Raw genomic sequence first — 24210 nt, 5'->3', positions numbered from 1 at the left:
CGATAATTTATTGATTGTATTTATTTTTATTTTTCGGAGTTGCTACTATATCTTAAGTCAAACTTTATAAGTTGGCACTTTTTCATACTTAATTATGTACTTTGATCTGCTTTTCAGTTGTTAAAATCCTCATAATCTTTCTTTATCTAATTTGTTTATGAATTGCCAGTCCGTCTATATACATTCGTCTCAGTTCTTTTATTTGGTTTGTCATTCGATCCACTGCTTGCTGCTTCACACTATTTCTGTGAACCACTGCCTTGCTATTCACTTATTTTGAAATTCCGCAATTTATTTTAAATGCCCTTGTCATTTATGATATCGTTACATCAGCTAATTGGTTCCTCCGATTTATTCTTCCTGCAACGGAACACTTGTTCGTAACAGCGAATTACGGCATAATTAACCTTTTCTTCCCCTATAGTTCTTTTATAATTTTATTGATATTTTTTTATTTATTGTTCGGAGTTGCTACTAAGTTTTAAGTCAAACTACTAAAATTTTTAATCAAAAAAATAAAGCCACAGAGTTTTTACTCTGTGACCTTAACTTTCGACTTTTTAGAGGATTTCGCTTGATTTTCCTGATAAACCTCAAGTGTCTTGTAGTAATAATCCAGAATCTGTTCGGAAGGCTTTTGCCAGCTGAAATTTTCAGCTTCCTTCCGAGCGTTGCTGCTTAATCTTTTATATAGCTCTTCATCTTCAAGGCGATTGATTGCTTCAATCATGCTTTCCGTATTCTCATTCTCGAATAAAAGCCCCGTTTTTCCATCCTCTACCTGCTCCATAGTCGGACCGCTTTTAGCTGCAATGACAGGCAGTCCGGAAGCCATCGATTCAAGAATGACTAACCCTAATGTCTCAGTGACTGATGGGAAAATCAATGCATCTGAGGAAGCGAATGCCTGTGCAAGCTCATCGCCATGAAGAAGTCCGGTAAATACCGTTTTTGTGCCTGCGAATGTCTTTTCTAGAGCTTCCTTCTCAGGACCATCTCCGACTATCGCCAGAGAAAGATCATCTCTTTGCTCAAGAAGAGGCTTGATCTTATGGATCTCCTTCTCTGGAGCCAATCTGCCAACAAATACGAGGAGTTTATTATCCGTCTCTCCAGCCGACAGCCTTTCACGCATGCTGGCGTTTTTATGATCGGGATGATAGTGATCAATGGCAACACCACGGTCCCATACGTGGACATTGTGGAATCTTTTGTCTTGCAGCTCACCTTGAATAGCCTTTGAAGTACATAAGTTCAAGTCGGCGTAATTGTGAAGTTTTCTGAAATACCACCACACTATAGGAACGAACGGATACAAGCGATAGTATTCTAAATACTTAGGTACATGTGTGTGATAGGAAGCGATTAATGGATAATTAAGCTTACTGGCATGATAAACGCCGGAGACCCCTACAAGAGCAGGGTTTACAACATGGACTAAATCCGGATCATGTTTTAAAAGCAGCTTCTTCACCCTTTTTTGAGGCATAGAAAATTCTCTATACCGGTAAAAAGGCATAGTCGTTGTTTTAACTCCTTCAACAATCGCACCTTCATATTCAGTTACACCTAAGTCCGGGGCAATCACAACTACTTCATGCTCCTGTTCCCTTAAATGTTTGATAGCTTCTTTCAGTCTTGTAACCACTCCATCCGTAGATGGAAGGAACGTTTCTGTAATGATGGCGATTTTCAAGGCGTAAAACTCCTTATTTCCAAGTAATAGATGGTAAGACGTTTTCTTCGATGATTCGGTCTTTATTCTCTACCGATATTTTCAAGATGTCCCGGATGACATCGTCCGTTAATAGGTGGGGTTCTAGACCTAAATCACGTAATTTAGTATTTTTCGCATTGTAGTAATGGTCTTCATTTTCAATACGAGGGTTTTCAATTTTTTTGACTTCAGTCGTAAACCCTTCTTCTTTAGCGATCTTCTGAACACGCTCAGCTAATTCATTAACTGAGAACCATTCTGTAAACTGGTTGAACACTCTGAACTCACCGCGATCGGCAGGGTTTTCAGCAGCAATTTCTACACAACGTACAGTATCCTCAATATTAAGGAAGGCACGGGTCTGTCCTCCAGAACCATATACCGTAATATCATGACCGATAGCTGCCTGGTTGACAAAACGGTTCAATGCAGTACCAAACACTCCATCATAATCCACACGGTTGACGAGTACTGGATCCATCTGTGTCTCCTGCGTGTGTAGACCATATACAATTCCCTGGTTTAAATCCGTCGCGCGTATTCCCCAAATTTTGCAGGCGAACATAATGTTGTGACTGTCATGCACTTTGGATAAATGATAAAAAGAGCCCGGCTGCTTCGGGTACGGCAAGGTATCTTTACGACCATTGTGCTCAATTTCGATATATCCTTCTTCAATATCAATATTCGGTGTTCCATATTCACCCATTGTGCCAAGCTTGATCAAATGACATTCAGGAGCAAATTCTTTAATAGCATATAATACATTCAAGTTACCGATAACATTATTCGTCTGCGTGTAAGCTGCATGTTGACGATCAATCATGGAATAAGGTGCGGAACGCTGTTCAGCGAAATGCACAAATGCTTCTGGTTCTGTTTGACGGAAGACCTCACGTAGAAAATCGTAATGATTCAAATCACCTATAAACGTGCGGATCTCCTTCCCTGTCAGCTCTTTCCACTTAGCAACACGCTCTTCTAATGTTGCAATCGGTGTAACTGAATTAGAATGAAGCTCTTCATCAATCTCTCTTCTGGCCAGATTATCTACAATTGATACGTCATGACCTTGTTTAGATAAGTATAATGCGGTCGGCCAACCACAAAAACCGTCTCCCCCTGCTACTATAATTCTCATAATCTACCTCCTAGTTCCTTGGACACATTTCCATTTTAAATTTAGAATAACATTCTTTTATTAAGTATTGGTAATGATCAAGATAAAATTGTTTCATAATTTAACATTCCATGACCATTGATTCTTACGTTTTTGACTTTACCATTAAATAAATTGAAAAACAATTATTATCCTATTACTTATCCCCCTTCTGAGCAAATTCACACATCCTTTTTATACCTTTCATCTTCAACTGATCATTCATACATATCTGTTTTTAAAAACGGATGAGTTGAATCTTCATTCATTACCTATGTTCAGTTATACTATAATTAGATGTATTTTGAAAATTCATTTAAAACCGAGGAGGACGATGATGAATACATATAAGAATGTGTGGACACCTGACGAGAAGTTGAAAGAGAACACCCGCCTTTACCAATGGATGAAAATGAACGGATACGACGATTACGATGAATTTCAGAAAAAGTCAGTGGAAGATATCGAATGGCTGTGGGATGAGGCAGCATCAACGCTCGGGATTGAATGGTATAAGGATTATGATAAGACACTGAACCTGCAGCGAGGTATTCAATATCCTGAGTGGTTTGCAGGTGGAGAAATAAACGTAGCGCACAATGCGATTGATAAATGGGCAGCCGATGAAAAAACAAAACATAAGGTTGCCTTGTACTGGGAAGGTGACGAAGGAGAAAAGGCTTCCTACACCTTCCATGAACTAAATACAAAAATGAATGCGTTTGCAAACGGACTTGAGGACTTAGGAGCAAAATCAGGTGATGTCATCACTCTATATTTGCCTATGCTTCCTGAAACATTGATTGCGATGCTTGCCGTATCAAAAATCGGTGCAATCATTTGCCCTACTTTCTCCGGGTATAAAGCTGATGCTCTCTCTACCCGCTTAAACGCTTCTCGTTCTAAATTCTTGATTACAGCTGATGGATTTCATAGAAGAGGAAAAGTCATTTCAATGAAAGAAGAAGCAGATCTTGCTGCAGAGAAAACTGAGCATTTAAAACATATGATCGTTGTCGAACGGACCCATCAAAAAGTGAATTGGAAGGAAAACCGTGATGTTGCTTTCAACTCATTGTTAAATCAACCTACAAGCTACGACACGAAGCATATGAAATCAAATGATCCCTTTTTGCTGATTTATACATCGGGTACCACCGGCAAGCCTAAAGGCGTTTTACACGCACATGCAGGATTCCCGATAAAAGCGGCGTTCGATGCTGGAATTTGCATGGACGTCACCCAGCAGGATACCGTTTTTTGGTACACAGACATGGGGTGGATGATGGGGCCGTTTCTCGTTTACGGTGGTCTTTTAAACGGTGCTTCCATCGTTATGTTTGAAGGTACACCCGATTACAAAGAGCCTGACCGTCTCTGGCAGATGGTAGAAGAGTATCAGGTCTCTCATTTAGGCATCTCCCCTACTTTAATCCGCTCCATGATGAAGCATGGGGTCGACTGGATAGAGAAGCACAACTTATCCTCCCTGAAATTAATCGGCTCAACGGGAGAACCATGGAACCCCGAGCCGTGGCTGTGGCTCTTTGAGAAGGTTGGAAAATCAAAGATTCCTATTTTCAATTATTCAGGTGGTACTGAAATTTCCGGAGGAATTTTCGGCAATGTCCTCGTTAAACCGATTCAACCTGTCACATTCAACGCTCTCCTGCCCGGCATGGATGCTGATATTTACAACCCTGAGGGAGAATCCCTCAAAAATGAAGTCGGAGAACTCGTGATCAAACAGCCGTGGGTTGGGATGACTAATGGCTTCTTCGAGGATGACAAGAGGTACAAAGAAACGTATTGGAGCCGCTTTGAAGATACCTGGCTTCACGGAGACTGGGTCACTGTTGACGATGATGGATACTATACAATCACAGGACGCTCAGATGACGTCCTGAACGTCGCAGGTAAACGGCTCGGTCCTGCTGAAGTCGAATCAGTATTAGTTGACCATAAAGAGATTATAGAGGCAGGCGTTATCGGCGTCCCCCATGATATTAAAGGAGAGGAGCCGATTGCGTTTATCGTGCTGCGCAGTGAAGCAGCAGCTGATGAAGCGTTAATCGAGGAAATCAAGGAATTTATGGCACACAAATTAGGAAAAGCTTTAGCTCCAAAAAAAGTTTTTTCCGTATCCGATCTCCCTAAAACAAGAAATGCTAAAGTCATGAGAAGAGCTATAAAGTCAGCATATTTAGGGAGACCATCTGGAGACTTAAGTGCACTTGAAAACCCGGAGACGGTCGAAGAAATTAAAAAAATCGGTCAGCAGCACGCCTTTAAATAAAGACTCGGTTAATGGTCACGGTTTATAGTTGTAAAAAATGAAATTCCGATCATTCGGAATTTCATTTTTTTCTGTCCTTATTTATTTTTCTTCAAACCATTGTCAAAGTTCTTTATACGTGTGATCCATTCAGTAAGTAAAATAGGTTTTTCTCCTTTTATTTACGGCTAGTTATAGATAAAAGACAATCGTAGTGACTAAACTGACGAGGGTATAGAGAACAGCCCCAAAGAACACTCCACCTAGATTTGTTTTCAGCTCCTGTTCCTCTTGATGCTGAAAAGTAGATAAAGCAGCTGCGTAATTAGCTCCCTTAGAAATGGCTCCTCCGCTGCTATTACTTAAGAAAAAGACAACAGACAAACCAAGACCGATAAAAAAACTCCATACATTATATGAAAATGGAACAAGAAGACTAGCTATCCATACGACCACGCCAATTACAACTGCAGTCACAAAAGACCTTCTGATGATCCGCTTCACTCCAAAACCCCCTCTCTCTCTTTTACGAAAGGAAATGAGGAAAGTTTCGCCTTTTTTCAGGTTGTTTATATAAGCCGTCTGTTGTAATTAAGTAACTTCCCAACTATCAAACTCCCAATGGGCAATCTCATTTTTATAAAAAACTCGACTTTCAACTAAAGGATTGGGTCTAGTAATATTTTGAGAGGTTACAGCCGCTTCATGTTTGCGTTGTAACTTTCCCATTAGTCTATGATAATGAGTATCCACATACTTACCCTTAGTTTTGTACTTGTATGTTTGCTGCTGGAAAGAACCCACTGAGTACTTCACTCCAGAAATCTTCACTTTATTGATCAATTAGTATAGGCGTAATCCATTGATTTCCTAAATCACACAAATAGCGATATCCTGATGTATTCAAATCTATTACTGCCACGTGGGCATCTTCACTATTTAGCTCATGACCCTATAGGGTAGGATGCACCCCCATCTTTATTAAACTCATTAAGTAACCAAGTCAAAGCAATTACCAGAAAGACCGTATTATTTTTATAATAATCCACAGCTTACTTTACGTTTCCATGGGAAAACCATCGAATTTATGCCGTGTGTTAAGAATATCTTCACTTAGTAAAATAAGTAACACCTCAATTGTTACTTTAGTAGACTATGACACAATATCTACTCCAAAAAAGTAAACTTATCAATGTTATACATAATAATAAGACTCATTAAAAGTAATATCGTTGTGGTGATATATTGTTTTGATCCCTTTATAAAGACAAATTCCATAATTGCCTGAAAACCTAATAATAATGCTAAATAGGTCATGAAATAAAATTTAGTTAGAGAGTCTGAGTTGCTATCGATGACAAACCATAGTGTGCTTAAAAAGATTAAAAGAATTATACCTCTTCCCCAACGGTCAAGGTTTTTACCGGACGTTTCTGATATTCTTATCTTTTCAATCCGAAGCTTCTTAACTGTTATTTTCTCTAACAAAAACATCACGATAATTAAAAAAATTAAAAACGCTAAAAAATTCACCTAATTCTTCCCCCCCCTTATATTGATAGTAAACGATGATCAAATTCTTTTGCTTTATCAGGCTCGTTTCATTAGGGCTCGATATCGAGATGTATTCCAAATTCATCTTTCATTTTTTGTTCAATTCGTACCCTGCCTAAAGTTGTTTACCATCATAATATCAATAACAACTAGGAGGAATAATATAAAGGCACTACCATATATATAGCATTTTTACTCCTTGCTCCACCATAGCCCAAAGTCATAAGTGCAAAAACAACTATGAAAACTTGAATTTTTTGAATTCTATCTTGCTTATGAAATAGGTTAAGCGCTTCTCTAGGCGCACCTTTAAAGGGCTGCTCGCTTACTTCCTTTCCATACCAGTTGAAATTAATTACTTGATGAGTTGAAGTTCCCTCTACAAACTCTATTTTCTATTCAATAGAAAAAGTAAATAGTCATCCACCTAAAATAAAAACTATTAATTGATCTATTGTTTTTCTTTTCAAAAAACTCCTCCTGCTTTAAGTTCTTACTCAGGTATTTCCCCCAATTACTTTATAAAGTATAAAATCCAACGCAAAAACTAAATCCAGCTGCGAGGAATGATGGGAAGGCAATGGGTTTTCGTTTTTGAAATTCATTAACCCCCATTACAAGAAGCATGCCGCCCACAAACAGCAAAACATAAGGTAATATGATTCCAGTTGTTCCATTTATCAAACCATAACTGGATAGAACAACTACAACAACCGCCAAAATTATTCTAAGTATTTTCAAAAGTACTTCCCCCTTTAAAATAAAATCAAGTCTGGTGCTACCTGCACCCATAGTGTAAGACTTGATTTAAAAATATCTCTCGTTGTTTACTTTAATTTCCCGTAGCTAAAGAATAAACTACAAACCCTGTTATTATTAGGAGAATGAGTAATCCAGTACCCTTCCAGCCTAAACCACCCACTAAATCAGAAAGATTACTTCCGTGGCCACTGCTTGAAGGATTGCTTAACTCTCTTTGTCTCATTCTTTCTCTTCTTTCTTCAGGAGTTTCTTTTTCATTTCCCATCTCATCCCTCCAAAATCATTCCTCTTATTACACATACGATACTAATCCAATTTAGTTTCAACCTCGAAATCAAGTCTTCAACTTATGTTATTGAAGTTACGACTATGTAAGCTGATTCAAACTTTATTATCAAATTATCGTTGATATACGAAAAAAACCAGCAGACCAAGTCATAGGCGTTTGGTCTGCTGGTTTGTATATTATTAAGTATGTTTCTGAATGGAAATGGAGCTACGTAAGGTGCCCTTTTCTCATACAGGATAAACCCCGTGCTTTCTTACTGTGAACGTAACATCCTTTGTCTGATAAGCTTCAAATCGCTGCACAAGATCAGCTCGTAAATTCTCAGGCTGAACGATATCATCGAGCACCATTTCCGATGCCAGACGATATAGATCAATATTCTCTTTATATTCTTCCTGCTTCTCCTTAATAAAAGCAGGTCGATCCTCTTCGTTTAATGCTGCGATTTTGTTCGCATACACAGCGTTAACAGCCGCTTCAGGCCCCATCACGGCAATTTGTGCTGTCGGCAGGGCAATGCACGCATCCGGCTCGAACGCAGGTCCAGCCATGGCATACAACCCTGCACCATATGCTTTTCTTACCACTACAGAAATCTTTGGTACCGTCGCTTCACTCATAGCTGAGAGCATTTTGGCCCCGTGGCGGATGATTCCTGCCCTTTCCACTCTCGTACCAATCATGAAGCCCGGGATATCGACTAAGAAAAGCAGCGGTATATTAAACGCATCACAGAGCTGCATGAACTTCGCGGCTTTATCAGCAGAGTCTGGAAAAAGCACGCCGCCTTTTGCTTTTGGCTGGTTTGCTATGATCCCTACCGTTCGTCCATCAATTCTTGAAAGGCCGGTGATCAGTTCAGGAGCAAATTTCTTTTTAATCTCACAGAACGTCGCTTCATCGATTAAACGATCAATCAGCTGGTACATATCAAATGGAGCATTCTGATTTTCCGGAATGAGGTCAGCTATGTTTTTTTCGAACGAAGCAGGTTCAATCGACTCCTGTCTCTTCGGCACATGCTTAAAATTCGAAGGAAAATAACTGAGGTAGCGTCTCGCATAATCAATCGCTTCTTTCTCGTCTTTCGCTAAGACATCCCCGCAGCCTGAGACAGAACAGTGCATATTAGCACCACCCATTTCTTCAAGGCTGACTTTCTCTCCGATAACTTTCTCAGCCATTCTTGGAGAGCCGAGATACATAGAAGCATTCCCATCTACCATAACGACGATGTCACAAAATGCCGGAATATAGGCGCCTCCAGCTGCAGATGGACCAAACAGAAGACAGATTTGCGGCACTCGGCCGGAAAGCTTGATTTGATTATGAAAAATCCGCCCAGCCCCTCTCCGATTTGGGAACATGTCCACCTGGTCGGTAATTCTTGCTCCGGCTGAATCAACTAAGTAAAGCATCGGAAGCTGAAGTTTCATCGCTGTTTCTTGAATTCTTATGATTTTCTCCACAGTACGCGCTCCCCATGAGCCTGCTTTTACTGTCGAGTCATTCGCCATTACACACACTTGTTCCCCATTGATTTTACCAATCCCAGTGACTACACCGTCAGCGGGCAGAGAACCATCTGTACAATTCGCGAAAAAAGCATCTTCTATACTTAAGTCATCATCAAATAACAATTGAAGACGCTCACGAACGAACATCTTCCCTTTCTGTTGATTACTTTCATGATATTTCTCCGCTCCACCTGAAGCTATTTTTTCGTACATATCCTGTAACGTTTCGTTCAATGACTTCCCCTCCTTCACTTTCCTGTATACTCAGGTTTGCGCTTTTCTTTAAAAGCCTTTAACCCCTCCAGCCGATCGCGCGTAGGGATTGTTTGTTTATAGTTCTCATGCTCCAGTTCAAGACCTGACTGCAGGTCTGTTTCTATACCTTGCCTAATCGATTGTTTCGCCATCTTTAACGCGATCGGGCCATTATGAGAAATACGCCGCGCTAATTCAACCGTTTCCTCATAAAGGTGCTCCTGCGGATAGACGCCTTCGACTAAATGGATTTGCAAAGCCTGATCCGCGGTTATAGGCTGACCGGTAAAAATCATTTTTTTAGCCTGCCCGATTCCAATTAGCCGGGGCAAACGCTGCGTACCTCCTGCACCGGGGATGATCGCTAAAGATGTTTCCGTCAAGCCGACTTTTGCGTTTTCAGTCATCAATCGCAAGTCACAGCAAAGGGCCAATTCCAATCCGCCTCCATAAGCCGCTCCATTTATCATAGCGATCGTAGGAATCGAAAGGTTTTCTATTTTACGTAACGTTTCGCCGATTTTTCTTACGGTATTTACGACCTGCTCTTCCGTCATTCCGGCACGTTCCTTAAGATCAGCTCCTGCACAAAATGCTTTCGAACCTGCTCCCGTAATAATAGCCGCTCTCGCATCAGATTGCTCCACTTCTTCTGCAGCGCTCGAAAGTTCATCGAGAAGCTTATGGGATAAGCTGTTCGCTGCCTCCTCGCGGGTAAGCGTGATCATCACGATATGCTCGTCATACGTCACTTCTACTAAACCCATTACAATGACTCCCCCTGTTTCATCCGGTTGATGACTTGCATTTGATGGCTCGGTAAAGGTTTCCCTAATGCCTCTTGGATATAAGATGCAGCTTCTCTCATTCTGTCTTCTTGTATGCCTGTCTCTATCCCCATTTGATGAAGCATATGCACGAGATCATCGGTTGCAAGATTGCCCGAAGCTCCTTTTGCGTAAGGGCATCCACCTAAACCGCCCAGTGAGCTGTCAAAAGTCGTAACCCCGTGCTCCAATGATACAAGCACATTTGCCAGTGCCATGCCGTGGGTATTATGAAAATGCATGGCGACCCGCTCCATGTCGAGTTCTTGTTTAATTTTTGTAAGCATGTCATCAACTTGCTTAGGGTTGGCCACGCCGATTGTATCTCCAAATGAAATCTCATCAATTCCCATATCCAGTAGCCGAGCAGCTACGTCGATCACTTGCTGAATAGGGACATCGCCCTCATACGGACAGCCAAACGCTGTGGAAAGATAACCACGCACCCGTTTTTGGTGATACTTCGCTTCCTCTACAACTTCCCGCAGGACGGGATACGTCTGTTCTATCGATTTATTAATATTGTTTTGATTGTGCGATTCACTCGCTGATATGAACACGGCCACTTCATCGACGTTCGTTTCGATGGCGGCCTCAAGTCCTTTTTTGTTAGGGACTAGCGCGGCATACGTAATTTGATCATTTCGCCTAATGGCTGTCGCTACTTCCTTAGCATCTTTTAACTGTGGAATCCACTTAGGATGCACGAACGAACTGATTTCGATCGAAATGAAACCTGCTTCTGAAAGTAAATTGATCCATTCGATTTTTACATTCGTCGGTATGTGGGATGACTCGTTTTGTAAACCATCCCGGGGGCCGACTTCCTTGACAGTGACGAATTCCGGCCACGCTTGCATGTAACCCCTCCATTATTCAATAATCGCAATAACGTCCCCTTCATTGACAAAATCTCCTTCTCCTACTTTAAGTTCTTTGACTGTGCCGTCTTGCTCTGCAGGAATCGGTATTTCCATTTTCATAGATTCTAAGATGACGACATCTTGGCCGGATGTTACGGATTCCCCTTCATTTGCAACAATTTTCCAAACACTGCCTGCCATGGATGCTTTAATTTCGTTCATGTTTTTCTCCCCTTTTATTGATTAGTAAGTGATGGTAAGTAATAGTCTTCAATAAATGATGTAGTAGCCTCTCCAGATATGAACTGTTCATGGGTGACGATTCGTTTCAACATCGTTAAGTTACATTTGATGCCTTCGATTTCGTATTGGTGCAGCGCTTTGGTCAGCTTTTCAATCGCTTCCTTCCTCGTATCCGCATGGACGACCAGTTTGGCAATCATAGGATCATAAAACGGAGTGACTTGCGAATTTCCGTTTACTGCGAGCTCATGACGAACGCCGTCGCCTTTAGGAAGTGTAAGCTTCGTCAACTGACCTGGTGACGGATAAAACGTATTGGAATCTTCTGCATAGACGCGTGCTTCAATCGCATGCCCCTGGATGAACAGATCCTCCTGTTTATAGGTCAGCTTTTCACCAATGGCGATCCGCAGCTGCTGTTCAACTAAATCGAGGCCTGTGATTTCCTCTGTCACCGGATGCTCTACTTGCAGTCTTGTATTCATTTCTAAGAAATAGAAGTTTTCCTGATCATCGACTAAAAATTCGATCGTCCCCGCGTTCGTGTAACGCAGCTTTTGAACGGCTTTAAGGGCACTTTCCCCCATTCTTCTTCTCGTTTCTTCAGAAAGAAAAGGAGAAGGTGCTTCCTCAATCACTTTTTGATGCCGTCGTTGAATCGAACACTCCCGCTCAAACAGATGGACAGCGTTTCCATGTTCATCAGCCAGCACTTGAATTTCGATATGCCGGGGGTTTATAATCTGCTTTTCTATGAACATTTTTCCGTCTCCAAAAAATGTTTGAGCCCGCTTTTGATTACCTTCAAATGCCTTTTCAAGTTCTTCAGTAGTTTTGACAGCCTGCATTCCGATGCCGCCGCCTCCAGCGGCTGCCTTTAACATGACGGGGTAACCGAACTCCTCTGCCACTTTTTTTGCTTCTTGCACATCAGCCACAGCTTCCATCGTTCCGGGTACAACTGGAACGCCTGCCATTTCCATCGCTTGCCGGGCAGCAATTTTATCCCCCATCATGGCAATCAATTCAGAGGTAGGTCCGATAAACGTCAAACCTTCTTCTCTCACTCTTTTCGCAAAGCCGGCATGCTCACTTAGCAGACCATATCCCGGGTGGATCGCTTCTGCATTGGTTTCCTTCGCTGCTTTTATAATGTTATCGATCTTCAAGTAGGATTCGTTCACTCTCGGTTTCCCTATCAAGTAGCTTTCATCCGCTTCTTTAACGAAGGGAGCCTCCTGATCTGCTTCGGAATAAACCGCGACCGTTCGAATGTTCAAGCGTTGACAGGTGCGTATGATTCGTGAAGCGATCTCTCCCCGGTTTGCAATTAATAGTTTTGAAAACATCATAAAACCCTCCTTATCCTCTCGATCCGATCGAGTCAAGAGCTGCTTCCTTCAATTTATATTTTTGGATTTTACCACTCGCTGTCATTGGGTATTCATGCGTAAACCGAATATATCTAGGGATTTTATGCTTGGAAATTTTTCCTTCACAGAATGTGCGAATGTTTTCTTCAGACGGTACCGTGCCTTCCTTAGCAATAATGAAGGCCATGATTTCTTCACCATATTTTTGATCGGGCACGCCGATCACTTGTACGTCCTGGACGCTCGGATGTTGATATAAAAACTCTTCGACTTCCCTCGGGTACACGTTTTCTCCGCCACGAATGATCATATCCTTCATCCGGCCTGTGATTTCCACGTACCCCTCTTCATCCATGACAGCGATGTCTCCTGTATGAAGCCAGCCATCAGGGTCAATCGTCGCCTCGGTCGCTTCTTCATTTTTATAATAGCCCTTCATTACGAGATAGCCTCTTGTGCATAACTCTCCAGGTATACCGGGTTCGCTCTCTTCCTGTGTCGCTGGGTCCAGTACTTTGACCTCCACATTCGGATGAGCACGGCCGACACTGCTGACACGTAATTCGACCGGGTCATCTGTTCTCGTTTGTGTAATGACAGGAGAAGATTCCGTTTGTCCGTAAGCGATCGTAATTTCCTCGGCTCCCATTTTATTAATGACGTTTTTCATCACTTCCATAGGACAAGTCGAGCCAGCCATGATTCCCGTCCGTAAGGTAGTGGGTTTATACCGTTCAAAGCTCGGATCATTCAGTTCGGCGATAAACATCGTGGGCACACCGTGAAGTGCTGTACACGCTTCTTCTTTGACGGCGCGCAGTACTTGTTCAGGGTTAAATTGTTCTAAAATGACCATCGTCGTCGCTTTAGAAACAGCAGCCATCGTTCCCAGTACACATCCGAAACAGTGGAAAAATGGAACCGGAATACATAAGCGGTCCTCCGATGAAAGACGCATGCAATCCGCGACTTGATTGCCGTTATTTACAATATTGTGATGACTGAGCATGACGCCTTTTGGAAAGCCGGTTGTACCGGACGTATATTGCATATTGATTACGTCATCACAGTGAAGCGACTCTTGTTTTTTCCTAAGGGTTTCTGGACTGACAGATTCACTTGCTTTTACGATGTCCTTCCACGTATAACAGCCTGCGTATTCTTTTTCACCGAGCACGATAACATTTTTCAACCGAGGGAGCCTGGCACTGTGAAGCTCTCCTTTAGGGGAATGCTCGAGCTCAGGACAGATCTCCTTTAAAATGTCTATATAAGACACGCCACGGAATTCTTCTGCTAAAATTAACGTGGAAGCATCAGACTGTCGTAATAAATATTCGAGTTCCTGCGCTCTGTAGTTTGTATTCACCGTGACTAAAACAGCGCCCATTTTCCCTGTAGCAAATTGAGAGACGAGCCACTCAGGTTTGTTATCTGACCAAATAGCCACATGGTCTTCCTTATCAATCCCTAAAGACATAAATCCACGAGCGGCTTCATTGGCCAGGTCATTGAATTCCTTATAGTTTTTTCGCAACCCTAGCTCAGGATACACAAAGGCCTCGTGGTCCGGATACTGATCGGCTTGCTGTTCTAATAACTCACCAACCGTCAAATTCAATAAACTCATATATAACCTCCTCTTAGATTAAGGAACTAACAGCCCAATTGACGAGCAATCACCAAGCGTTGAATTTCAGACGTTCCTTCTCCGATTTCCAGCAGTTTGGCATCCCGTAAATATCTTTCCACCTCATATTCACGCATATATCCATAGCCGCCATGTATTTGAATAGCCTCGTTCGATGAGCGGAATGAGGTTTCAGAAGCATACAACTTAGCAAACGCCGCTTCTTTAGCAAAAGGTTTGCCTTGATCTTTCAGCCACGCCGCTTTCATCACCATATTGCGAGCCAGCTCCACTTCCATCGCCATATCAGCTAACTTAAACTGAATCGCCTGGAAATTTGAAATGGATTGACCGAATTGTTTTCTTTCCTTAGCATAAGCGAGTGCTTTATCGAGAGAAGCCTGAGCTATACCAACAGCAAGAGCCGCAATGGAAATACGCCCACCATCAAGAGTGTATAAGAACTGCTTGAAGCCTTTTTCAGGGTCACCTAAAAGATTTTCTTCCGGTACCTCGACATCCTCTAAAATAATCTCCGACGTATTGGATCCACGCACGCCCATCTTTTCATAAGGACTTGTAATCTTCATACCCGGCGTGTCTTTAGGGATGATGAACGCGGAGATGATGTTTTTTCCGTCGGCTCGTTTGCCTGAAACTGCCGTCACTATAATCGAACGCGCATACTCAGCATTGGTGATCCAGCATTTTTCCCCGTTAATGACGTAATGGCCGTTTTTAAGTTCAGCTCGCGTCTTCGTACCTCCGGCGTCTGAGCCTGCATTCGGCTCCGTCAGGCCAAACGATCCTAACCCTTCTCCTTTAGCGAGAGGAACGAGGAACTGCTTCTTCTGCTCCTCAGTTCCAAAATAGTAAAGAGGGCTCGCTCCCAAAGAGACCGCTGCAGCATAGCTTAAGCCTGTTGATCCGCATACCTTGCCTATTTCTTCAACAGCGAGAGCGTAAGTAACGGTATCTCCTCCCGATCCGCCGTATTCTTCAGGGAATGGAATACCAAGCAGACCAAGCTTCCCCATTTCATCAAAGATGTCTTTAGGAAACTCAGCTTTTTCGTCTATTTCTATCGCACGGGGGCGGATGACCCCGTCTGCAAAATCCCGAACCATTTTCCTCGTCATTTCCTGCTCTTTCGTCAACTCGAAATTCATAAAATCTCCCCTTCATGTAAAGACCGACTGGTTGGTCTGTAGTGGACAAAAATATTGTAAGCGTTTACTTTTTGTCGTAAAAAAAAGGAATGGTGAGCATTTGACTCCTATACTCCCCTTCAACAGAAGGCAACAAGGAATGTAAAATTAAATCAATGAACACATCAGCAATTTCATCTATCGAATATTCTCCGTCCCGGCGATACCACTTGTATATCCAGTTGACCATACCAAGGATGGCCATGGTTGTAAGAATCGGCGGCAGTTCTTTTCTGAAATAACCCATCCGCTGCCCTTCCTCGATGACTTGCAGAATCATCTGCTTGAATTCATCGCGTTTCTTTTTAATCTGCTGTTCATATTCGGGCTTTAAGTACATACTCTCCTGATAAAAAACGGAGATATGAGGTTTGTAAAGATCGAAAACTTTAACGAAAGACCTGATGATCGCCTGTATTTTTTCAACCGGAGAAGTATGGGTTTCGTTCGCGGCTTTCGCTTCTTTTGATACATATGTAATGAAGGCATCGTGGATGACGAAAAGAAGCTCTTCCTTAGAATGAAAATGATGATAGAATCCACCTTTAGATGTGTTCGAGGCTTCGACAATTTGCTTTACCGTCACGCCGTGAAATCCATTTTCATCAAAAAGAATTAGAGACTGTTCTATGATTTTATCTCTTAAATTTAACATACACCATCCCCTCAGACTGAATATAAATTCATCTTACCATAATAAAATGAAAACACAATATTAACATTATTCAGAAAAAAACTTCGTGTAAAAACGACTGATAAAGATTAGCTGTCTCCTGCTTTAAAAAGCAGCAAGTATTCAACAGCACCAAGTATTATACAAAAAAAGACTTTTCCTCAGATGAGAAAAAGTCTTTCACATTACGATTCATCTTTTTTAAAAGGTGTAGAGTAAATCGGCTCCACCCAGGTTTCAATGATTTGTCCGCTTTGATCGCTGTCCATAATGTAAGAGCCATTGCTGTAACGATCATTCGCTTTGAAATCCATCGGTTTTACTGTACTCACTTTTCCTTTAGCAGACTTGATGACTACGGCATCCTGACTGGAAACGACGTGAACATCAACCACCTTGTGAGGGTCTTTTTTCAATTCCCGAAGCATAATAACACCTCGTTTAGCCCGGGTGGTACGCTCGAATTCTTTAAGTTTCATCCTTTTCACGGCAGCTCGGTGAGTGGTCAATATAAGGGAAGGATCTTTATCAGATGAAAACACCTGCCCTGAGACGACTTCTTCTCCCTCTTTCAGCTGTATAGCTTTCACACCTGCAGCCCGCTGCCCTACAGTATTCACTTCACTTTCATGATACCAGAGGCCGTAGGCTTTATTGGAAGCCAGGAAGATATCGCATTGTCCATCTGTAACATGAACATCCACGACTTCATCATTTCCTTTCAGGTTAACGGCAACTAGCGGTTTTGAATGACGAGTGGCCTGGTAAAGTTGAAGCTCACTCTTCTTGACCATCCCATTTTTCGTAAAGAAGATTAAAAATTGATCGTCATTGAATTCCCTGATAGGAATAGCGTCGACTAAATATTCACCTTTGTCGATCGATACAATATTAGCGATGTGCTGGCCGAGATCTTTCCAGCGAATATCCGGAAGTTTATGAACGGGGATATACAAATACTTCCCGAGGTTCGTAAACAGCAGGATCGTATCCGTCGTATTAATTTCCATAAGACGCAGCACATGATCGCCATCTTTGATCGCTAAATCAGCACCATTTGAAGCCCCGTAAGAACGTAAGCTAGTTCGTTTAATGTAGCCATCCTTCGTCACAGATACCACAATATCTTCGCTGGCAACGGTTACTTCGAGATCCACCTTCAGTTCTTCTACTTTGTCTTCAATATCGGTTAAACGGTTATCGTTGTATTTCTTTTTCATTGCCTTCAAATCTGTTTTAATGACTTTGAACAATTTGCGTTCATCCGCTAAAAGTGATTCCAAATAGGCGATTTGCTCTCTCAGTTTTTCCGCTTCCGTTTGAAGTTCGGTGATATCCGTATTCGTTAAACGATAAAGCTGCAACGTAACAATCGCTTCAGCTTGTTCTTCCGTAAATCCATAAGCCGCAATCAATTGCTGCTTAGCGTCCTGTTTATCCTTGGAAGCCCGAATGGTAGCAATGACCTCATCTAATATGGAAATGGCTTTGATCAGTCCTTCTACGATGTGCGCTCGTTTTTTAGCTTTGTTCAGATCAAAGATCGACTGACGAGTGACGACTTCCTGCTGGTGGAGAATATAAGCATCGAGCATCATCGGCAGACTGAGCAGTTTCGGTGTACGTTCATGGATAGCCACCATATTGAAATTATAAGCGATCTGTAAATCTGTATGTTTATACAGATAGTTCAGTACGCCTTCACTGTTCGCATCTTTTTTAAGTTCAATAACGACACGCATTCCCGTACGATCCGTTTCGTCACGAACTTCTGATATTCCTTCAACTTTACGGTCAAGACGTAATTCGTCCATCCGCTTCACTAAAGTCGCTTTATTCACTTCAAAAGGAATTTCATCTATTATAATTTGCTCACGGCCGCCTCTAACAGACTGAATCTCAGCTTTGCCTCGAAGGACAATCTTGCCTTTTCCGGTTTCGTAAGCTTTCTTTAAGCCATCAATTCCCTGAATAATACCTCCGGTTGGAAAATCAGGCCCTTTAAGCTTCGTCATCAGCTCCTCCACCGTAGCTTCAGGTTTATCAATCCTCATAATCACCGCATCAATCACTTCACCTAAATTATGAGGTGGGATTTCCGTTGCATAACCTGCAGAAATCCCTGTCGACCCATTGGCTAACAGGTTAGGAAATTTAGCTGGAAGGACGGTAGGTTCTTCGATCGTATCATCGAAGTTCGGAATGTGTTCCACCGTCTCTTTTTCAATATCTCGTAAAAGCTCTGAAGAGATACTGGACAATCTCGCTTCGGTATAACGCATCGCAGCAGGCGGATCTCCGTCTACACTTCCGTTATTTCCATGCATCTCCACTAATGACTTCCGCACTTTCCAATCCTGACTCAAACGAACCATGGCGTCATAAACAGACGAATCACCGTGGGGATGATAATTACCGATTACGGTACCCACAGTCTTCGCTGATTTACGAAATCCTTTATCGTGTGTGTTCTTTTCCTGGTGCATCGCATATAATATTCTTCGCTGAACAGGCTTTAAGCCATCTCTTGCATCCGGCAATGCCCGTTCTTGGATTATATATTTACTATAGCGGCCGAATCGGTCGCCCAACACTTCTTCTAATGGTAAATCTAAAAACTTTTCTGCCTCAGCCAACAGAGGATCCCCCTTTTACTTCTCAATTTTCTCGTTTTCTAAAATGTTCGCTTCGTCTTCTAGACCGAAAGCAACGTGGGATTCAATCCATTTTCGGCGAGGTTCTACTTTATCTCCCATCAATGTCGTCACTCTGCGCTCCGCGCGCGCTAGATCATCAATAGTTACACGGATCAAGGTTCTAGTTTCAGGATTCATCGTAGTTTCCCAGAGCTGATCCGCATTCATTTCTCCTAAACCTTTGTAACGCTGAATGGTATAGCCATTTTTAAACTCTTTCAATAGCTTTTGCATGCCATCTTCATCCCAAGCATATTCGGTCTTTTCTTTCTTCCCTTTCCCTTTCGACACTTTATAAAGTGGGGGAAGAGCAATAAATACTTTGCCAGATTCCACTAAAGGACGCATATAGCGATAAAAGAAAGTTAGCAGCAGAACCTGTATATGAGCTCCGTCTGTGTCGGCGTCCGTCATGATGACGACTTTATCATAATTACAATCTTCAAGTTCAAAGTCTCCGCCGACTCCAGCTCCGATCGTATGGATAATCGTCGAGATTTCTTCATTCTTAAAAATATCAGCAATTTTAGCTTTTTCGGTATTGATGACTTTTCCTCGAAGAGGCAGTACTGCCTGGAACTTGCGGTCCCGTCCCTGTTTTGCAGAACCTCCCGCAGAGTCCCCCTCAACTAGATAAAGTTCATTTTTTTGAGCATTTTTTGATTGAGCAGGCGTCAGTTTACCACTTAATAAAGCGTCTTTCCGCTTTCTTTTTTTTCCTGACCGCGCGTCTTCACGGGCTTTTCGAGCCGCTTCGCGAGCTTCTTTAGCTCGTATCGCCTTTTTAATGAGCATCGTTGAAATATCAGGATTCTCTTCTAAGAAGTATGACAGCTGTTCAGCTACTACGGCATCCACAGAAGAACGGGCTTCCGAAGTTCCGAGTTTACTTTTAGTCTGACCTTCAAATTGGAGCAATTCTTCCGGAATCCGAACTGAAATGATCGCTGTAAACCCTTCGCGGATATCATTTCCTTCCAAGTTTTTATCTTTTTCTTTCAACAATAACGCTCTGCGCGCATATTCATTGAACACTCGCGTGATTGCGGATTTCGCTCCTGATTCATGGGTCCCTCCATCTTTCGTCCGAACATTGTTGACGAAAGATAAAATGCTGTCGGTATAACCGTCGTTGAACTGAAAAGCGAAATCCACTTCAATGTCAGCATGGCTTCCTTCGAAAGATACGACAGGATGGAGAGTATCTTTTTCTTCGTTTAAATACGCCACGAAAGATTCCAGTCCATCTTTATATTGGTATGATTCTTCAACTGCTTCACGTTCATCAACAAGCTTGATTTTAAAGCCTTTTAATAAGAAAGCCGCCTCTCTAAGGCGTTCTGACAACGTTTCAAAATTGAATTTTGTGACTGAAAATATCGTTTCATCCGGTTTAAAACGGATGGTCGTCCCTGTTTTTCTTGTAGTTCCTTTATTCAGAAGGGAAGTTACAGCAACACCGCCATTTTCGAAGCGTTGATAAAATTTCTCGCCATCTCGGCAAATGTGTACCTCTAACCATTCGGACAAGGCGTTAACTACTGATGCTCCAACACCGTGCAGACCACCACTTGTCTTATAGCCTCCTTGGCCGAATTTACCTCCTGCATGAAGGACCGTCAAGATAACTTCAGGTGTCGGTTTTCCTGTCTGGTGCATCCCTGTAGGCATACCTCTGGCTTCATCCGCTACAGAAACACTTCCGTCTTTATGGAGGGTCACAGTCAATTGACTGCCGAACCCGGCTAATGCTTCATCCACTGAATTATCGACAATTTCAAAAATTAAATGGTGAAGCCCACGCTGGTCCGTAGACCCTATATACATGCCCGGCCGTTTTCTAACAGCCTCCAACCCTTCTAATACTTGAATGGAATCATCTGAATACGTTTGTTTTTGACTCGACAACTTTCCATCGGCTCCTTTCCGTACAACTCTACCTATCACTATAATAGAACAAATGTTCGTAAGTGTAAACGGCCATATAAAAACATCGCTTGTTATATTGTAGCGGTTTTAATGAAAGACGCAAATGAATTTTATAATTTCACAAGAAAAAACCCCTGTAACCACAGGGATTTTTTAAAAAATATTAACATTTTACCGCAATATACTGTGCGCTACCTTGATACAGTTGTTCATGATCACAAGCATACCATTCTCATTCAAAATATCCGGTACTTTCTCATGATAGACGCCTTGCTGGGCCCAGAAAGCTTTGGCATTTATACGTGCAGCTTCTTCAGCGATATCCGGTAAAAAGGCGGAACGTCGAAAAACATTGATGATATCTACAGGTTCTTCAATTTCCTGCAGAGAAGAATAAGACTTCTCACCAAGAGAACTTTTGATGGTAGGGTTAACAGGGATGATTTTATAACCGGCTTGCTGCATCGCCTGACTGACTTGATATGAGGTCCGATGAGGTTTATCGGATAAACCTACCACTGCAATGGTTTTCGACGCATGTAATACATCACGCATTTTTTCTTGACTAGGATTCTCAAACATCGTTCATTCCTCCTACTCTTCTAAAAATCCTTCTTCAATAAGAAATTCTCTTGCTACTTCTTCAGGGTCTCGATCGTCAAAGTCGACTTCATAGTTCATTTCACGCATCTGTTCTTCGTTAATCTGTCCGCCCAGCTGACTTAGGGCATCTTCAATCTCAGGGTATTGTTCCAATGTATCCTCTCTCATCAAAGGTGCACCTTGGTAAGGAGGGAAAAGGTTCTCTGGATCGTCAAGCGTCGTGAGATTTAAATCAATCATATACGCATCGGTGGCGTAGGCATCAATGATATCAACTTCCCCATCCTCGATAGCTCCTTGCCTCAATCCTGGATCCATCGTCCGAACTTCACCTAAATCGAGTCCGTATATTTCTTTCATCCCCTGATAGCCGTCTTGACGGTCATTGAACTCCAGGGTGAAACCAGCTGTGATTTCATCTTCCACTTCTTGAAGGTCACCAATCGTTTCTAAATCATACTGTTCCGCTGTCTCTTCAGTTGTTGCAACTGCGTACGTATTATTAAACTCCATTGGGTCTAAAAACGCAAGGCCGAACTCTTCAGACATTCCTTCTCTTGCTTGTTCATATACTTCATCAGAATCGTTACTTTCTGCTTCACTGTCCAGTAAGGAAACGATGGCTGTTCCCGTAAATTCTGGATACATGTCAATACTTCCTTCTTGCAGCGCACTAAACACTAAATCAGTTTTTCCTAAGTTCTCTTCTAATCCGACACTTATATCCGTCTCCTCTTCAATGAGAAGCTTATACATATTAATTAATATAGCCGGTTCGGCCCCCTGTTTAGCGCCAATAGTAATATCATTTTGTACTTTCCCTCCAAAAGCCAGCGGTCCGACAGCAACAAGCGCGGCGATAACAAGTAAAGTAACAAGCGAGCGGAAACCGGATTTTGCGGATGTACGCTCAAACAATCGCAGAATCAAGTCGAGTACAATGGCCAATATGGCTGCGGGTATTGCCCCTAAAAGAATAAGGTTGGCATCTCCGCCCCGGTCGAGACCGAGAAGAATGAGGTCGCCTAATCCACCTGCTCCAATTAACGCGGCGATTGTTGTAGTTCCAACGATAAGTACCATCGAGGTACGAATTCCAGCCATAATTACAGGCATGGCGAGCGGTAATTCAACTTTGGATAATCTTCTAAAAGAATTCATCCCCATCCCCGTCGCCGCTTCTTTTAGAGCCGGGTTCACTTCTTTTATGCCCGTATACGTATTCCTTAAGATCGGTAAAAGACCGTACGCTGTTAAAGCGATGATGGCGGGCGTCTGTCCGATTCCGAAAAATGGAATCAAAAAGGCCAGAACCGCCAAACTTGGAATCGTTTGTAAAACCGCCGTCACGCCTATAATAGGTTCTGCCAGCTTTTTATTTCTCGTTAAAAGCAGTCCTAATGGAACAGAAATCAATGTAGCTATAACGAGAGCGATGATGGATATTTGCAAATGCTCCCAAATTTTTTCAAGAAAGATATCTTGCCTCTGCTGAAAAACGTCTATTAACCCGTTCACTTCTGCACCACTCCGTTCGCTGGCTTACTATTCTTCTTAAGGTGCATCACCATATCCTTATAGGAAAGAGTGCCGATCACCTTTCCTTGTCTAGCTACAGGCAGTAAAGGGTAGTCCACATTCTCAAAAGTGTCCATAGCATTCCTCAACGTTTGCCCATGCTCAAGTATGGGCATATCTGCTTTCTCTCCATTATCCAGGCCGAAAGCTAATGTTGAATCCACATGGATAATCACACACGTGCTGTTATCCGGAACTAATCCGTCCTCATATTCCTTCATAGTGAAGAGCTGCTGTTTAGACTGATCAATCATAACGTCTACAGCTGTCTCCCATGCTGATTTCCGTTCGCCGATAAAATCTTCTACGAACTTGTCGACCGGATTCAAAATGAGATTTTGAGGTTTATCAACTTGTACTATAGTCCCCTCCCGCATGATACAGACGCGGTCACCCATAGCGAGAGCTTCATCAATGTCATGAGTCACAAATACGATCGTCTTTTTTATTTCCTTATGCAGAGATAGTATGTCTTTTTGTAATTGTTCGCGGCTAATGGGATCCAGTGCGCTGAAAGGTTCATCCATTAAGATAATATCCGGGTCGGCTGCCAGAGCACGAAGAACACCGACACGCTGCTGCTGCCCCCCGGAAAGCTCACTCGGCTTTCTCTTCCGGTGCTTCACTGAATCGAGACCTACCATGTCCATTAATTCGTCAATACGGACGGAAAGATCTTTTTTCTTCCATTTCTTCATTTCTGGAACGATCGAAATATTCTCTTCAATCGTCATGTGTGGAAACAAAGCGATTTCCTGTAAAACGTAACCAATATTCCATCTTAACTCATGGATGTTGTACTCTTGAATATTTTTATTATGTATAAGAACCTCGCCCTCAGTAGGTTCTATTAATCGGTTAATCATTTTCATCGTCGTGGTTTTTCCACAGCCGCTTGGTCCGATAAGTGTCAATAACTCACCGTCTTTAACGTTTAAATTAATTGATTTTAGAGCTGACGTTCCATCAGGATATGTCTTCGTAACATCCTTAAAAGTAATCATTCCATTTCTCCCCTTAAAAACAAATATGCACAATGTATTCCCCGAACATCTTTTA

General features: G+C 42.3%; 20 protein-coding genes. 1 reads left to right on the top strand and 19 read right to left on the bottom strand.

Features of this window, described 5'->3' with window-relative positions; genetic code table 11:
- Positions 1–532 precede the first annotated feature (532 nt).
- Entirely contained in the window at positions 533–1696 is a 1164-nt protein-coding gene (locus tag O2Q26_RS01230; protein ID WP_289214216.1) for a glycosyltransferase family 4 protein, read from the bottom strand.
- Between the two features lie 13 nt (positions 1697–1709).
- Positions 1710–2858, bottom strand: coding sequence for an NAD-dependent epimerase/dehydratase family protein (locus tag O2Q26_RS01225; protein ID WP_253934786.1), 1149 nt, complete (start codon positions 2856–2858; stop codon positions 1710–1712).
- A gap of 355 nt (positions 2859–3213) precedes the next feature.
- Between O2Q26_RS01225 and O2Q26_RS01220 the strand changes: the two genes are divergently transcribed.
- Complete coding sequence (locus tag O2Q26_RS01220) at positions 3214–5172, top strand: AMP-binding protein (RefSeq protein ID WP_289214215.1); 1959 nt, start codon at positions 3214–3216, stop codon at positions 5170–5172.
- A 171-nt stretch (positions 5173–5343) separates the two neighbouring features.
- Here the strand turns inward: O2Q26_RS01220 and O2Q26_RS01215 are convergent, their stop codons facing one another.
- From O2Q26_RS01215 to O2Q26_RS01135, 17 genes are all read right to left on the bottom strand, one after another.
- On the bottom strand, positions 5344–5655 hold the full coding sequence (locus O2Q26_RS01215; RefSeq protein WP_289214214.1) for a hypothetical protein: 312 nt from the start codon (positions 5653–5655) through the stop codon (positions 5344–5346).
- 663 nt (positions 5656–6318) lie between these two features.
- Positions 6319–6684: a DUF4181 domain-containing protein gene (locus tag O2Q26_RS01210; RefSeq protein ID WP_289214213.1), complete on the bottom strand. Its 366-nt coding sequence runs from the start codon at positions 6682–6684 to the stop codon at positions 6319–6321.
- Between the two features lie 540 nt (positions 6685–7224).
- Entirely contained in the window at positions 7225–7446 is a 222-nt protein-coding gene (locus O2Q26_RS01205; protein WP_289214212.1) for a DUF3953 domain-containing protein, read from the bottom strand.
- 91 nt (positions 7447–7537) lie between these two features.
- On the bottom strand, positions 7538–7732 hold the full coding sequence (locus tag O2Q26_RS01200) for a DUF6366 family protein (RefSeq protein ID WP_289214211.1): 195 nt from the start codon (positions 7730–7732) through the stop codon (positions 7538–7540).
- Positions 7733–7983: 251 nt separating this feature from the next.
- Positions 7984–9486: an acyl-CoA carboxylase subunit beta gene (locus O2Q26_RS01195; RefSeq protein WP_289214723.1), complete on the bottom strand. Its 1503-nt coding sequence runs from the start codon at positions 9484–9486 to the stop codon at positions 7984–7986.
- Positions 9487–9521: 35 nt separating this feature from the next.
- Entirely contained in the window at positions 9522–10295 is a 774-nt protein-coding gene (locus O2Q26_RS01190) for an enoyl-CoA hydratase-related protein (RefSeq protein ID WP_289214210.1), read from the bottom strand.
- A complete protein-coding gene (locus O2Q26_RS01185; RefSeq protein ID WP_289214209.1) occupies positions 10295–11215 on the bottom strand; it encodes a hydroxymethylglutaryl-CoA lyase in 921 nt (306 codons plus the stop codon). The genes O2Q26_RS01190 and O2Q26_RS01185 overlap by 1 nt, the downstream gene beginning before the upstream one ends.
- Before the next feature lie 12 nt (positions 11216–11227).
- Positions 11228–11440 (bottom strand): acetyl-CoA carboxylase biotin carboxyl carrier protein subunit, encoded by a 213-nt coding sequence (locus tag O2Q26_RS01180; RefSeq protein WP_253934792.1) that lies wholly within the window; start codon positions 11438–11440, stop codon positions 11228–11230.
- A 14-nt stretch (positions 11441–11454) separates the two neighbouring features.
- Entirely contained in the window at positions 11455–12810 is a 1356-nt protein-coding gene (locus O2Q26_RS01175; protein ID WP_289214208.1) for an acetyl-CoA carboxylase biotin carboxylase subunit, read from the bottom strand.
- A gap of 13 nt (positions 12811–12823) precedes the next feature.
- Positions 12824–14464 (bottom strand): AMP-binding protein, encoded by a 1641-nt coding sequence (locus O2Q26_RS01170; RefSeq protein WP_289214207.1) that lies wholly within the window; start codon positions 14462–14464, stop codon positions 12824–12826.
- A 26-nt stretch (positions 14465–14490) separates the two neighbouring features.
- Entirely contained in the window at positions 14491–15633 is a 1143-nt protein-coding gene (locus O2Q26_RS01165; RefSeq protein ID WP_289214206.1) for an acyl-CoA dehydrogenase, read from the bottom strand.
- Between the two features lie 64 nt (positions 15634–15697).
- The gene (locus O2Q26_RS01160) at positions 15698–16327 is read right to left on the bottom strand and encodes a TetR/AcrR family transcriptional regulator (RefSeq protein WP_289214205.1); all 630 of its coding nucleotides are present in this window, start codon (positions 16325–16327) and stop codon (positions 15698–15700) included.
- A 203-nt stretch (positions 16328–16530) separates the two neighbouring features.
- Entirely contained in the window at positions 16531–18981 is a 2451-nt protein-coding gene (gene parC / locus O2Q26_RS01155; protein WP_289214204.1) for a DNA topoisomerase IV subunit A, read from the bottom strand.
- 15 nt (positions 18982–18996) lie between these two features.
- Positions 18997–20949: a DNA topoisomerase IV subunit B gene (gene parE / locus O2Q26_RS01150; protein WP_289214203.1), complete on the bottom strand. Its 1953-nt coding sequence runs from the start codon at positions 20947–20949 to the stop codon at positions 18997–18999.
- Positions 20950–21141: 192 nt separating this feature from the next.
- Complete coding sequence (locus O2Q26_RS01145) at positions 21142–21552, bottom strand: CoA-binding protein (protein ID WP_289214202.1); 411 nt, start codon at positions 21550–21552, stop codon at positions 21142–21144.
- A gap of 12 nt (positions 21553–21564) precedes the next feature.
- Positions 21565–23091 (bottom strand): ABC transporter permease/substrate-binding protein, encoded by a 1527-nt coding sequence (locus O2Q26_RS01140; protein ID WP_289214201.1) that lies wholly within the window; start codon positions 23089–23091, stop codon positions 21565–21567.
- Positions 23088–24155 carry an ABC transporter ATP-binding protein gene (locus tag O2Q26_RS01135; RefSeq protein ID WP_289214200.1) on the bottom strand — a complete coding sequence of 356 codons (1068 nt, stop codon included), beginning with the start codon at positions 24153–24155 and terminating at the stop codon, positions 23088–23090. Before O2Q26_RS01135 ends, O2Q26_RS01140 begins: the two co-directional genes overlap by 4 nt.
- Between the last annotated feature and the right edge of the window lie 55 nt (positions 24156–24210).

This window comes from Halobacillus campisalis (assembly GCF_030345335.1).
Lineage (GTDB): Bacteria > Bacillota > Bacilli > Bacillales > Halobacillaceae > Halobacillus_A > Halobacillus_A campisalis.
This window is presented reverse-complemented; position numbering and strand designations above follow the sequence as displayed.

What these genes read in the sequence shown, in the direction of transcription:
- O2Q26_RS01185 (WP_289214209.1), bottom strand. Translation starts at nt 11,215, where the DNA reads ATGCAAGCGTGGCCGGAATTCGTCACTGTCAAGGAAGTCGGCCCCCGG.
- O2Q26_RS01195 (WP_289214723.1), bottom strand. Translation starts at nt 9,486, where the DNA reads ATGTACGAAAAAATAGCTTCAGGTGGAGCGGAGAAATATCATGAAAGT.
- O2Q26_RS01200 (WP_289214211.1), bottom strand. Translation starts at nt 7,732, where the DNA reads ATGGGAAATGAAAAAGAAACTCCTGAAGAAAGAAGAGAAAGAATGAGA.
- O2Q26_RS01170 (WP_289214207.1), bottom strand. Translation starts at nt 14,464, where the DNA reads ATGAGTTTATTGAATTTGACGGTTGGTGAGTTATTAGAACAGCAAGCC.
- O2Q26_RS01160 (WP_289214205.1), bottom strand. Translation starts at nt 16,327, where the DNA reads ATGTTAAATTTAAGAGATAAAATCATAGAACAGTCTCTAATTCTTTTT.
- O2Q26_RS01220 (WP_289214215.1), top strand. Translation starts at nt 3,214, where the DNA reads ATGAATACATATAAGAATGTGTGGACACCTGACGAGAAGTTGAAAGAG.
- O2Q26_RS01145 (WP_289214202.1), bottom strand. Translation starts at nt 21,552, where the DNA reads ATGTTTGAGAATCCTAGTCAAGAAAAAATGCGTGATGTATTACATGCG.
- O2Q26_RS01225 (WP_253934786.1), bottom strand. Translation starts at nt 2,858, where the DNA reads ATGAGAATTATAGTAGCAGGGGGAGACGGTTTTTGTGGTTGGCCGACC.
- O2Q26_RS01175 (WP_289214208.1), bottom strand. Translation starts at nt 12,810, where the DNA reads ATGTTTTCAAAACTATTAATTGCAAACCGGGGAGAGATCGCTTCACGA.
- O2Q26_RS01165 (WP_289214206.1), bottom strand. Translation starts at nt 15,633, where the DNA reads ATGAATTTCGAGTTGACGAAAGAGCAGGAAATGACGAGGAAAATGGTT.
- O2Q26_RS01180 (WP_253934792.1), bottom strand. Translation starts at nt 11,440, where the DNA reads ATGAACGAAATTAAAGCATCCATGGCAGGCAGTGTTTGGAAAATTGTT.
- O2Q26_RS01190 (WP_289214210.1), bottom strand. Translation starts at nt 10,295, where the DNA reads ATGGGTTTAGTAGAAGTGACGTATGACGAGCATATCGTGATGATCACG.
- O2Q26_RS01135 (WP_289214200.1), bottom strand. Translation starts at nt 24,155, where the DNA reads ATGATTACTTTTAAGGATGTTACGAAGACATATCCTGATGGAACGTCA.